This is a genomic window from Ralstonia sp. ASV6 (genome assembly GCF_016429285.1).
GTDB lineage: Bacteria > Pseudomonadota > Gammaproteobacteria > Burkholderiales > Burkholderiaceae > Ralstonia > Ralstonia flaminis.
On sequence record NZ_JAELUI010000164.1, the window covers coordinates 1 to 11,188 of the forward strand.

The following is an 11,188-nucleotide window of genomic DNA, read 5'->3' on the forward strand; positions in this document are numbered from 1 at the left end:
GTGCTTGCGTGATCTGCTCGCCGGAGACGGGCAGGTTCTGGCCGTTGCCGATCCACGATTTGACCTGTTCGCCCAGGCCGGCTTGCTCCAGGATCTGCTGCAGCGGGCCGAGGCCGGCCGGTGCTGCTGCGTCGACTGCGGCGGCGTGATCCGTATTGCCGCCACCAAGCAAGCCGCCGAGCAGGCCGCCAAGGCCACCGGCGCCACCTGCTCCACCCAGCAAGCTGCCGAGCGCACCTGCGCCGCCAGCCGCACCCAGCAGGCTGCCCAAGCCGCCCAGTGAGCCGAGCAGCCCGCCGCCTTGATCCGCCTGCGGCGCCGCATCGCCGGCACCTTGTGCGTTGCTGCCACGCTTCATTGCCAGGTAGGCCAATACGCCCACGGCCAGCAGCACCTTCTTGTTACCCAGCAAGGACGATTGGCCGCCGCTGGCGTCACCGCCGCCGAGGATCGAATCGAGTAGACCCATGATGAAGCTCCTTTGATTGATGGCGGGAAAGAGGATTGGGCCCGCCGGGTGGGATCAAACGGTCAATCTTTAGTCGTCAACATTCAGAACTCGCCGAGCACGGCGTGCAGCGCGGACATTGCAACCAGCGCCGCCGACTCCGTTCTCAGAATACGTCGCCCGAGTGTCAGCGGTAAGAAACCCGCACTTTCGGCCAGCGCTTCCTCGTCGGGCGAGAGTCCGCCTTCCGGGCCGATCAGCAATTCGACGCCAGCGTTCTCGATGTGCTCGCGCGATTGCACGGCCCATTGCGTGAGCGATTGTGTGCCGCGCGGCGACAGCAAAACGCGCGGTGTCTCGGTCGACTTGGCCGTCGCCAGCCACTCGCGCAGCGTGGCGACGGGCGCGACGGCTGGCACCCGCGCGCGGCCGCATTGTTCGCAGGCGGCCTGCACGAGGGCTTGCCAGTGCTGCACGCGCTTGGTGGCACGCTCGCCGGAGAGGCGCACCACACCGCGCTCGGTCTGCAATGGGGCGATGGCGTGCACGCCCAGTTCGACCGCTTTCTCGATCAGCCAGTCCATCTTGTCGCCGCCGGCAATGCCCTGCGCGAGCGTGACGGCGTAGCGCGCTTCGGTATCGGGCCGCGTGGCATCGGCCAGGCTGGCAGTCGCATCGCGTTTGTTGATGGCATCGAGCCGCGCGCGGAATTCGTGGCCGGAGCCATCGAACAGGCAGATCTCGTCACCGATGGCCAGACGCAGCACGTGGATGTGGCGCGTGACGGCGTCAGACAAGGTGACGGTGGTGTGCGGGGCGAGCGGGGTGTCGACGTAAAAGCGGGGAAGCCCCATTTGAAGCAATCCTTGTGGTGAGTCAGGTCAGGCGAAGCCGTCAGCCTTCGTTGGCTGGGCGGCAGGCCAGACCCCAGCGGTAGCCATCGGGGTCCCGCACGGCGGCATAGCGTTCGCCCCAGAAGGCGTCGTGCGGTGCCATGACGGATGTGGCGCCCTGGTCCAGCGCACGCTGGAAGACGGCGTCGACGTCTTCGCAGTACAGGTGGAAACTCTGCGGGCATTCGAAGCCGGCGGCAGCCGGGGCTTTGGCGGTGGAGCCGAATGCACCTTCAGGGGCAAACATCAGCGTGAGTTGGCCCTGATAGGTCATCTCCACGTGGATGGGGCGGCCATGATCGTGCACTTCATCCTGCACGTCGAACCCAAAGGCATTGCGATAGAAAGCGATCGCGGCCGACGCATCATGCACGGTCAGGTACGGGACGAGCCACGGTGTATTGGCGGGACGGGGAAAGCTCATGGCGTGCTCTCTTCGGAGGAATCGCAGTCCGGGCGACTAGTGTAGAGCGCCTGTAACGCCACAATCAAAAGAAATCAAAACACCTCGCCCGGCATCTGCTGGTTGCGCGCGCGGCCGCCGCTGCGTGCGACTTCATCCGCAAGCCATTGCCGGAAGAGCGCGAAGCCCGGGTGCTCCACCGCTTCGTGCGGATGGATCAGGTAGTACGACAGGCGTAACGATGCCTCCGTCGCCAGCGGCCGCACGAGGCGTCCGGCCGCGATGTCGTATTCGACGAGGATGCCCTGGCCGAGCGCTACGCCTTGGCCGTCAATGGCGGCCTGCAGTGCCATCAGCGCTTCAGAGAAGGCCGGCCCGCGCGAGGCATCGATCTGGCGCACGCCCACTTCAGCAAGCCATTGCTGCCACGTCGGGTGATGCGCGAGATGGCGCCCGCCGCGCTCGTGCAGCAGCGTGTGTGCGGCCAGGTCCTGCGGCATGCGGATCGCCGTCTGCAGCGCGGCGTTGCACACGGGGAAGAAGTCGGTGGAGGTGAACCACTCGACGCGCAGATTGGGCGCGTTGACCTGGCGGTCGTCGATGCAGAGGTCGAACTGGCCGTGATCCTGCACGTCGGCGGTGGAGACCTCGACGCGCACGTGCGGATGCTGGTTGAAGAAGCGATACAGCCGCGGCACCAACCACTTGGCGCCGAAGGTTGGCGGCACCGCCACGCGCAGCGGGGCGTCGGCGGTGTCCATCAGCAGGTCGGTGGCTTGCTCGATCGCGCGCAGGGCGTCCCGCACGCGGGGCAGGTAGTTGTCGCCGGCATCGGTCAGCGCGAGCTGGTTGTTGCGGCGGATGAACAGCTTTTTACCCAGATGATCTTCGAGCTGCTTGATCTGGTGGCTGACCGCGGCATTGGTCACGCACAGCTCGTCGGCGGCCCGGCTGAAGCTCAGGTTGCGGCCCGCGACTTCAAAGACGCGCAATGCATTGAGGGGAGGAAGGCGCCGTGCCATGCGTTCTCGTTAAGAAAAATTTAACGTCTCGCGAAGAATTTGTAGTTTGCCACGTTAAGGCCCGGGCGACTACAAATGCGCCTGGGGACGGCGCGAGCTACGACTCGGTTTGCACAAGCGATCTCAATCACGCGAACCAGCCGGACCCCACAACAAAAACATCACAGGAGACGTCATGAATCGAACCACCGTTGTTCGCGGGATGCTGGCGTGCGGGTTTGCGCTGGCGGGCTGGACTGCCCCAGCCCTCGCGCAAACCAGCGTCACGCTATATGGCCGTGTCGCCAGCGGCATCGACTACCAGAACAACGTTGCCCCCACTGCGACTTCGCCTGGCGGCAGCCTTTGGCGCGCTGCGGACAATCAGTGGGGGACCAGCATGTTCGGGTTCATGGGCAAGGAGGATCTGGGCGGTGGCACGCAGGCCGTCTTCCGCCTGGAGTCCGGCTTTGGCGCGGCCCAAGGTAAGACCAACGGCGATGCGCTCTTCAACCGCCGTTCCTACGTCGGCCTGTCAAACTCGACCTACGGCACGCTGACCGTGGGCAAGAACCTGTTCATCAGCAACGACGTCTGGTATCTGGACCCGACCGGCCAGCAGTTCATCGGCTCGGCTACGCTGGTGCGTGGGCGTAACTGGCCTGGCGCCAACAACGTCGTCGAATATCAAAGCCCGACCTGGGGTGGCTTCCAGATTGGCCTGCAGACCGGGCTGGGCGAACAGCCGGGCTCGTTCACCAACAGCCGCCGGGATGGCGTTTCTGCCGTCTACACGGCAGGGCCGGTGGAGGTGCGCGCGATCTATGACGTCATCCGCGACCCGAATGGCAAGTTCAGCGACCTCTTCAATTTCTCGAAGGAAGCGACGGTCGGCGGCACGTACACCATCGGCAAGGCGAAGCTGTTTGCTGTGTACGAAAACCTCTCTGCGCCGGATGCCCCGGTTGGCGCGCCCACCAAGGCCAATCACTACTGGCTGGGCGTGAACTACGAGCTCACACCGGCGCTGACGCTGATTGGTGCCGCCTACCGCATCAGCGTGAACAACGGCGGCGGCAACGCCAACCTGTTCATGCTGGGTGCGAACTACAACCTCTCCAAGCGCACGATGCTGTACGCCAGCGTCGGCACCGTGCAGAACAGCGCCACCGCCAATTTCTCGGTGGAGGCGACCAACAACAACCCGGCGCCGGGTAAGAACCAACTGGGTGCCTATACGGGTGTCGTCCACTCGTTCTGACCCTGGGCCATGTCCTTCGTAACACCCAAGCAATGCCACGCATGAACATCCTCACCATCGATACCGGTACCACCAACACGCGCGTCACGGTCTGGCGTGATGACGTTGCACTCTGTCAGGCCGCACGCCAGGTCGGGGTGCGCGACACCGCCATCACCGGCAACAAGACGACGCTGCAGCGCGGTGTGCAGGACACCGTCGACGCCGCGCTGCAGAAGGCTGGCCTCGTCATCAACCAGGTCGACCTCGTGCTGGCGTCCGGCATGATCACTTCCAACGTCGGTCTGCATGAAGTGCCGCACCTGGTGGCGCCGGCCGGTCTGCGCGATCTGGCTGCCGGCATGGTGCAGGCGAGCATTCCCGAGGTGTGCGCCCAGCCGATCTGGTTTGTGCCAGGCGTACGCAATCCGGTGGACAACCTCGGCCTGCACAACATCGAGTCGATGGACATGATGCGCGGCGAGGAGGTCGAGACGATGGGCCTGGTATCGCGCCTCTCCATCACCGAACCGGCGGTGATCGTGCTGCCGGGCTCGCACTCGAAGTTCGTGCATCTGGATGCCGACCAGCGCATCACCGGCTGCGTGACGACGCTGGCAGGGGAGTTGCTGCACGTGATTACGCACAACACCATCCTGGCCGATGCGCTGGATTCGGACTTCGCCAGCGAGGTCGATCCGGAGATGTTGCTGGCCGGCGCGCGCAGCGCCAGCAGCATCGGCCTGGGGCGTGCCTGCTTCATGGTGCGCACGCTGGGTCAGTTCACGATCTACGAGCGCAATGCGCGGGCCAACTTCCTGCTGGGCGCGGTGCTGGGCGCGGATCTGCTCACGCTCAAGAACAGCAGCGCGATCCGCATGAACCCGGGCACGCAGTTCGTCATCACTGGCAAGCCGCTGCTGCGCGAAGCGCTGGCCGTGCTGGTGTCTGACGACGATTTCTTCTCGGGCAAGGTGACAGTCACTAGCAGTGAACAGCAGGAACACCTGGCCGGCAGCGGCGCGATTGCGATCGCACGCGAGCGGGGTCTGGTGAAGACGTTGAAGGTGGCGCAAGCCTAGCGCTGGCGCGGCCAAGCCGATTTATCCACAACGGTTATCCACAGTAGTTGTCCACAGTGGTTATCCACAGCAAAACAGGGGCCGCCAAGACGGCACCGAAAGGAGACAAGATGAACCAACAACGACGCATTACCTTCAAGGCCATTGCGGCTGCCACGCTGTTTGCCATGGCTGGCGGCATCTCTGCTTTTGCTCACGCAGCGGAGGAGGTGAAGATTGGCTTTCTGGTCAAGCAGCCGGAAGAGCCCTGGTTCCAGGACGAATGGAAATTCGCTGACCAGGCCGCCAAGGAGAAGGGCTTCAAGCTGGTGAAGATTGGCGTGCCCAGCGGTGGCGAGGTGCTGACCGCCATCGACAACCTGGGTGCGCAGCACGCGCAGGGTTTCGTGATCTGCGTGCCGGATGTGAAGCTCGGGCCGGCGGTGGTGGCCAAGGCCAAACAGAACAACCTGAAGCTGATGACGGTGGATGACCGTCTGGTGGACGGTGCCGGCAAGCCCATCGAATCGGTCCCGCACATGGGCATCTCTGCCACGAAGATCGGCGAGCAGGTGGGCGACGCCATTGCGCAGGAGATGAAGAAGCGCGGCTGGAACCCGTCGGAAGTTGGCGCCATCCGCATTGCATACGACCAACTGCCGACCGCCAAGGAGCGTACCGACGGCGCGGTGGCTGCGCTCACCAAGGCGGGGTTCCCGGCCGCCAACGTGCTGACCAGCCCGCAGGCCAAGACGGACACCGAAGCCGCCTTCAACGCCGCCAACATCACGCTCACCAAGAACCCGAAGTTCAAGCACTGGATTGCGTTCGGCCTGAATGACGAGGCGGTGCTCGGCGCCGTGCGTGCGGCCGAAGGCCATGGTGTGAAGCCGGCCGACATCATCGGTGTGGGCATCGGCGGCAGCCAGTCGGCGATGAACGAATTCGCCAAGCCCGAGAAGACCGGCTTCTTCGGCACCGTGCTCATCAGCCCGAAGCGTCACGGCTATGAGACCTCGCTGAACATGTACGACTGGATCAAAAACAACAAGGCGCCAGACCCGCTCATCCTGACCAGCGGCCGCCTGATGACGCGCGACAACGAGAAGGCCGTCCGCCAAGAGATGGGCCTGTGATCTTGCCGATGACGCGCATCGAGATGAGGAAGGAGACCGGCCATGTCGGCGTTTCTTGAGTTTCGTGGCATCAGCAAGGTGTTTCCGGGCGTGCGGGCGCTGTCCGATGTGTCATTCGGCATCGAATGCGGCCGCGTGCATGGCTTGCTGGGCGAGAACGGCGCGGGCAAGTCGACGCTGTTGAAGATCCTCGGCGGCGACTACCAGCCCGATGGCGGGCAGATCGTCGTCGAGGGCAAGCCGACTGCATTCCCGACCACGCGGGCCGCGCTCGATGCCGGTATTGCCGTCATCCACCAGGAACTTCAGACGGTGCCCGAGCTGACGGTGATGGACAACCTGCTGCTCGGCCACCTGCCGGCCAGCGGCGGGTTCATTCGTCAGCGCGAGGCGATGGCGTGGACGCGCGAGCAACTCGGCCGCATCGGCGTTGATCTGGACCCGCGCGCCAAGCTGAAGCACCTGTCGATTGGCCAGCGCCAGATGGTGGAGATCTGCAAGGCGATCCTGCGTGATGCGCGCGTGATTGCGTTGGATGAACCGACGAGTTCGCTGTCGATCCGCGAAACCGACATCCTCTTCCGGCTGGTGAAGGACTTGCGCGCGCAGGGCCGGGCGCTGATCTACATCTCACACCGGCTGGACGAAATCTTCGAGCTGTGCGACGGCTGCACGATCTTCCGCGACGGCCGCAAGGTGGCGGATTTCCCGTCGATGGCGCAGGTGACGCGCGATGAGCTGGTCGCGCAGATGGTTGGCCGCCAGATCGATGACATCTTTGATTACCGCCCGCGCACGCTGGGTCAGGTACGCCTGCAGGTGGAGGGGCTGATGGGCCCGAAGCTGGCGGAACCGGCCAGCCTGTCCGTGCGACGTGGTGAGATCGTCGGGCTGTTCGGACTGGTGGGCGCGGGGCGCTCGGAGTTGGCGCGGTTGATTTACGGTGCCGACCGCAAGACAGCAGGAACGATCGCGCTGGACGGCGCACCGATCCGCATCCGCGATGTGGCCGACGCCATCCGCCAGGGCATCGTGCTGTGCCCGGAAGACCGCAAGGAAGAGGGCATCATCGGCTGCCGCTCGGTGTCGGAGAACATCAACATCAGTTGCCGGCGCCACCAGCGGCGCTTTGGCCTGTTCGTCAACGACAAACAGGAAGCGAAGACAGCAGACCACTACATCGCCCGCCTGCGCATCAAGACGCCCAACCGCGAGCAGCCGATTCGCCTGCTGTCCGGCGGCAACCAGCAGAAGGCCATCCTGGCGCGCTGGCTGGCGGAAGACGACATGCGCGTCCTGATCATCGACGAGCCCACGCGTGGCATCGACGTGGGTGCCAAGAACGAGATCTATCAAGTGCTGTACGAGCTGGCCGAACGTGGTGTCGCCGTGCTGATGATCTCCAGCGAACTGCCGGAGATTCTTGGCGTGGCCGACCGCGTGCTGGTGATGAGCGAAGGCCGCATCGCCGGAGAACTGCCGCGCGAGCAGGCCAACGAACAGGCCGTGCTCAAGCTCGCCCTGCGTCCTGAATCTGCGCCGCTACCGACGGCACCGCTGGCTGCCTGAGAACCCCGGAGTCCAAGATGTCCCAGTCTCAACCTTTGCAACATGCTGATGCCTTGGCTGCATCGGCTCGTACCGCCATGAACAAAACGCGCCTGCTCCGCCTGCTGGACGACTTCAGCCTCCCGCTGATCTTCGCCATCCTCTTTGCCGCGCTCTCGTTCTCGGTCGAGTACTTCTTTTCGTGGCAGAACATGGTGGGCCTTGCGCTCTCCGTCTCGCAGATCGGCATGGTGGCCTGCACCATGATGTTCTGCCTGGCCTCGCGCGACTTTGATCTGTCGATCGGTTCCACCGTGGCGTTTGCCGGTGTGCTCTGCGCGATGATCATCAACGCCACCGGCAGCATTGCGCTGGGTATCGGCGTGAGCCTGGTGGCGGGCGCGGTGATCGGCGGCGTGAACGGTTTCGTGATCGCCAAGCTGAAGATCAATGCGTTGATCACCACGCTGGCCACGATGGAGATCGTGCGCGGCCTCGCCTTCATCGCCTCGCATGGGCAGGCGGTGGGGGTGTCGGAGATGGCGTTCTTCGATCTGGGCAACACCATCATCCTGGGTGTGCCGACGCCGGTGTGGGTGGCCGCGCTGTGCTTTGTCGTCTTTGGCGTGCTGCTCAACAAGACGGTGTACGGGCGCAATACGCTGGCCATCGGCGGTAACCCGGAAGCGGCACGGCTGGCGGGTGTGAACGTCAACATGACGCGCATCGTCATCTTCCTGATCCAGGGTGTGATTGCGGCGCTGGCGGGCGTGATTCTGGCCGCACGCATCACCAGCGGCCAGCCGAATGCGGCGCAGGGCTTTGAGCTGAACGTGATCTCGGCGTGTGTGCTGGGCGGTGTCTCGCTGCTGGGCGGTCGCGCCACCATCAGCGGGGTGCTGGTGGGCGTGCTCATCATGGGCACCGTGCAGAACGCGATGAATCTGCTGAACATCGATGCGTTCTACCAATACCTCGTGCGTGGCGGCATCCTGCTTGCGGCGGTGCTGGTGGACCAGTTGAAGCATCGCGGCGGGGCTGAACGATGAACGCCACGACGCTCTCCGATCTGCGCTGCACGCTGGGCGAAGGCATCGTCTGGGACGACGCCCTGCGTGTGCTCTGGTGGACCGACATCCAGGAGTCCTTGCTGTGGCAGCACGATCCGGCGACGGGGCAGGAGCGCCAATGGCCGCTGCCGCAGCGCATGGGCTCGTTTGTGCTGACGGACGAGCCGGGCGTGCTGATCCTCGGGCTCGCCAAGAACGTCGCACGCTTTGACACACGAACCGGCACGCTGACGTTGCTTGCTCCGGTGGAGCCTGATGTGGCGGGCACCCGGGTCAACGACGGCCGGGCGGATCGCTCCGGCAATTACGTTTTCGGCACCATGCACGAAGGCGGCCCGGAGCCCGCCGGCAGCTTCTACCGTTTTACGCCGCTGGGCGTGCTGCAACGCTTGGCCTTGCCCAACGTCACGGTCGCCAACAGTATCGCCTTCAGCCCCGAGGGCACGACGATGTATTGGTGCGATACGCACAGCCGCCGTATCCACGCCTGCGACTACGACGGCCAGAGCGGCGCGACTGGGCACGTCCGTGTCTTTGCTGACTTGCGTGACGCGGATGACGGCGTGGGTCACAAGGGCTCACCCGATGGCTCCACCGTCGATGCCGAAGGCTGCCTGTGGAATGCGGAATGGGGCGGCAATCGCCTCACACGCTATGCGCCGGATGGGCGCGTGCTGGTGCATCTTGCGGTGCCGGCATCGCAGCCGTCGTGTTTGGCATTCGGCGGCGCCGGCTTGGACACGCTGTATGTCACCAGCGCCCGCGAGGGTTTGTCTGCACGCCGTTTGGCTGAAGACGTGAATGCCGGCGCGGTATTTCAACTGACCGTGCCCAACGTGCGCGGACTACCGGAGGCCCGTTTCGGCCATGCCCATGTTGCAGCTTGAGAACGGCGTACTGCGCGCCGACGTGCTGCCCGAGTCGGGCGGAGGGCTGCTGCGCTTTGACCTGCTGCGTGGTAACGAGGTCGTGCCGGTCTTCCGGCCTGCTCAGCTTGACGAGGCATTGCGTGAGCCCAAGGCGCTGGCGTGCTACCCGCTGGTGCCGTGGTCCAACCGCATCGGCGGCGGGCGTTTCATGTTTGCGGGCCGGACCATCGAGGTGCCCCTCACGCGCGACGACGAAACCTATCCCTTGCACGGCCACGGCTGGCTGATGCCGTGGCACAAGGTGGCCGAGGGGGAGGCGTTTGTCGAGCTGGCGGCCATGGTCGACCACGGCACGCCGTTCCGCTACCTCGCGCTGCAGCGCTACACGTTGGCAGGCAACACACTGCAGATTGCGCTGACGGTGCGCAACGAGGGGGCGCCGCTGCCGTTCGGGTTGGGCGTGCACCCGTTCTTCCCGCGTACGCCAGACGTGCGCCTGCACGCGAGTGCAACCGGCATGTGGCAATCCGCGCCGGACGATCTGCCCACCGTCTTGCAGGCACCGCCTGCGCATGCGGATTTCCGCAAGCCCCGGCAACTGGAGCCCGGTCACACCATCAACCAAAGCTTCGAGGGCTGGGACGGCGCTGCCGACATCATCTGGCCTAGCCGCCGCCTGTCGGTGCGGGTAACGGCCACCACCTCGCGCTATGTGCTGTACACCCCGGCCCAGTACGACTTCTTTTGCTTTGAACCCGTCGATCACACCATCAACGCACACAACCTGCCGGGGCTGCCGCAAGACCACGGCCTGACCATTCTCGGTACCGGCCAGAGCTTGCAGCGCGGCTACCAATTCACCGTCACTACGATCTGACGCATGACTGCTTCTCCCACGTCTTTCCCGCCGCGCCTCGCCGGCAAGGTCGCCCTGGTGACGGGCGCCACGCAGGGCATCGGCGGTGCGATCGCCAAACTGTTCGCGCAGCACGGTGCCCGCGTGATCGTCAACGCGCTGGTGCGTGACGAACGCGCCGAAGCCTTTGCTTCTTCCATCGACAACGACGACAACATCCTGCTTGTGCAAGCCGATGTGCGGCACCGCGATCAGATTGATGCGATGGTCGCGGCGGGCGTCGAGCGCTTTGGCGGCATCGACGTGCTGGTCAACAACGCGGGCATCAACGTGTTTTCCGATCCGCTCAAGCTGAGCGAAGACGACTGGGCGCGCTGCCTGTCGGTCGATCTGGAGGGCGCATGGCATTGCGCGCGCGCCGTGCTGCCGCACATGCTGGCGCGCGGGGCGGGCAGCATCGTCAACATCGCCTCGGTGCACGGGCACAAGATCATTCCGGGCGCGTTTCCGTATCCGGTGGCCAAGCACGGGCTGATCGGGCTCACGCGTGCGCTGGGCATCGAATATGCGGCGCGCGGTATCCGGGTGAATTCGATCTCGCCGGGGCTGATCCTCACGCCGATTGCCGAGGCCGGCTTTGCCGCCGCCCCCGATCCTGAAGCC

Annotated in this window: 12 protein-coding genes; 8 read left to right on the forward strand and 4 right to left on the reverse strand. The window is 64.8% G+C overall.

Annotated features, from left to right (window positions below; genetic code table 11):
* The 4 genes from JHD73_RS23735 to gcvA all read right to left on the reverse strand — a co-directional run.
* Positions 1-469 (reverse strand): YidB family protein (locus JHD73_RS23735; RefSeq protein WP_199032634.1); only part of this gene is annotated, 469 nt, incomplete at its 3' end.
* Positions 470-552: 83 nt separating this feature from the next.
* Complete coding sequence (locus tag JHD73_RS23740; RefSeq protein ID WP_199032635.1) at positions 553-1,302, reverse strand: 16S rRNA (uracil(1498)-N(3))-methyltransferase; 750 nt, start codon at positions 1,300-1,302, stop codon at positions 553-555.
* A gap of 40 nt (positions 1,303-1,342) precedes the next feature.
* Positions 1,343-1,765 (reverse strand): glyoxalase/bleomycin resistance/extradiol dioxygenase family protein, encoded by a 423-nt coding sequence (locus JHD73_RS23745; RefSeq protein ID WP_199032636.1) that lies wholly within the window; start codon positions 1,763-1,765, stop codon positions 1,343-1,345.
* 74 nt (positions 1,766-1,839) lie between these two features.
* Positions 1,840-2,766 carry a transcriptional regulator GcvA gene (gene gcvA / locus JHD73_RS23750; protein ID WP_199032637.1) on the reverse strand — a complete coding sequence of 309 codons (927 nt, stop codon included), beginning with the start codon at positions 2,764-2,766 and terminating at the stop codon, positions 1,840-1,842.
* 175 nt (positions 2,767-2,941) lie between these two features.
* Here gcvA and JHD73_RS23755 point away from each other — a divergent pair, with 175 nt between their 5' ends.
* From JHD73_RS23755 to JHD73_RS23790, 8 genes are all read left to right on the forward strand, one after another.
* Positions 2,942-4,006, forward strand: coding sequence for a porin (locus JHD73_RS23755; protein WP_199032638.1), 1,065 nt, complete (start codon positions 2,942-2,944; stop codon positions 4,004-4,006).
* A gap of 41 nt (positions 4,007-4,047) precedes the next feature.
* Positions 4,048-5,067: a 2-dehydro-3-deoxygalactonokinase gene (locus JHD73_RS23760; RefSeq protein WP_199032639.1), complete on the forward strand. Its 1,020-nt coding sequence runs from the start codon at positions 4,048-4,050 to the stop codon at positions 5,065-5,067.
* 167 nt (positions 5,068-5,234) lie between these two features.
* Entirely contained in the window at positions 5,235-6,182 is a 948-nt protein-coding gene (locus JHD73_RS23765; RefSeq protein ID WP_233177129.1) for an arabinose ABC transporter substrate-binding protein, read from the forward strand.
* A gap of 42 nt (positions 6,183-6,224) precedes the next feature.
* A complete protein-coding gene (araG, locus tag JHD73_RS23770; RefSeq protein WP_199032641.1) occupies positions 6,225-7,751 on the forward strand; it encodes an L-arabinose ABC transporter ATP-binding protein AraG in 1,527 nt (508 codons plus the stop codon).
* A 17-nt stretch (positions 7,752-7,768) separates the two neighbouring features.
* A complete protein-coding gene (araH, locus tag JHD73_RS23775; RefSeq protein ID WP_199032642.1) occupies positions 7,769-8,779 on the forward strand; it encodes an L-arabinose ABC transporter permease AraH in 1,011 nt (336 codons plus the stop codon).
* A complete protein-coding gene (locus JHD73_RS23780; RefSeq protein WP_199032643.1) occupies positions 8,776-9,687 on the forward strand; it encodes an SMP-30/gluconolactonase/LRE family protein in 912 nt (303 codons plus the stop codon). Before araH ends, JHD73_RS23780 begins: the two co-directional genes overlap by 4 nt.
* On the forward strand, positions 9,668-10,546 hold the full coding sequence (locus JHD73_RS23785) for an aldose 1-epimerase (protein ID WP_199032644.1): 879 nt from the start codon (positions 9,668-9,670) through the stop codon (positions 10,544-10,546). Before JHD73_RS23780 ends, JHD73_RS23785 begins: the two co-directional genes overlap by 20 nt.
* A 3-nt stretch (positions 10,547-10,549) precedes the next feature.
* Positions 10,550-11,188, forward strand: a 639-nt coding sequence (locus JHD73_RS23790) for an SDR family oxidoreductase (RefSeq protein WP_199032645.1), incomplete at its 3' end; no start/stop codon positions are given.

What these genes read in the sequence shown, in the direction of transcription:
- araG (WP_199032641.1), top strand. Translation starts at nt 6,225, where the DNA reads ATGTCGGCGTTTCTTGAGTTTCGTGGCATCAGCAAGGTGTTTCCGGGC.
- araH (WP_199032642.1), top strand. Translation starts at nt 7,769, where the DNA reads ATGTCCCAGTCTCAACCTTTGCAACATGCTGATGCCTTGGCTGCATCG.
- JHD73_RS23785 (WP_199032644.1), top strand. Translation starts at nt 9,668, where the DNA reads ATGCCCATGTTGCAGCTTGAGAACGGCGTACTGCGCGCCGACGTGCTG.
- JHD73_RS23780 (WP_199032643.1), top strand. Translation starts at nt 8,776, where the DNA reads ATGAACGCCACGACGCTCTCCGATCTGCGCTGCACGCTGGGCGAAGGC.
- JHD73_RS23760 (WP_199032639.1), top strand. Translation starts at nt 4,048, where the DNA reads ATGAACATCCTCACCATCGATACCGGTACCACCAACACGCGCGTCACG.
- JHD73_RS23740 (WP_199032635.1), bottom strand. Translation starts at nt 1,302, where the DNA reads ATGGGGCTTCCCCGCTTTTACGTCGACACCCCGCTCGCCCCGCACACC.
- JHD73_RS23755 (WP_199032638.1), top strand. Translation starts at nt 2,942, where the DNA reads ATGAATCGAACCACCGTTGTTCGCGGGATGCTGGCGTGCGGGTTTGCG.
- JHD73_RS23765 (WP_233177129.1), top strand. Translation starts at nt 5,235, where the DNA reads ATGGCTGGCGGCATCTCTGCTTTTGCTCACGCAGCGGAGGAGGTGAAG.
- gcvA (WP_199032637.1), bottom strand. Translation starts at nt 2,766, where the DNA reads ATGGCACGGCGCCTTCCTCCCCTCAATGCATTGCGCGTCTTTGAAGTC.
- JHD73_RS23745 (WP_199032636.1), bottom strand. Translation starts at nt 1,765, where the DNA reads ATGAGCTTTCCCCGTCCCGCCAATACACCGTGGCTCGTCCCGTACCTG.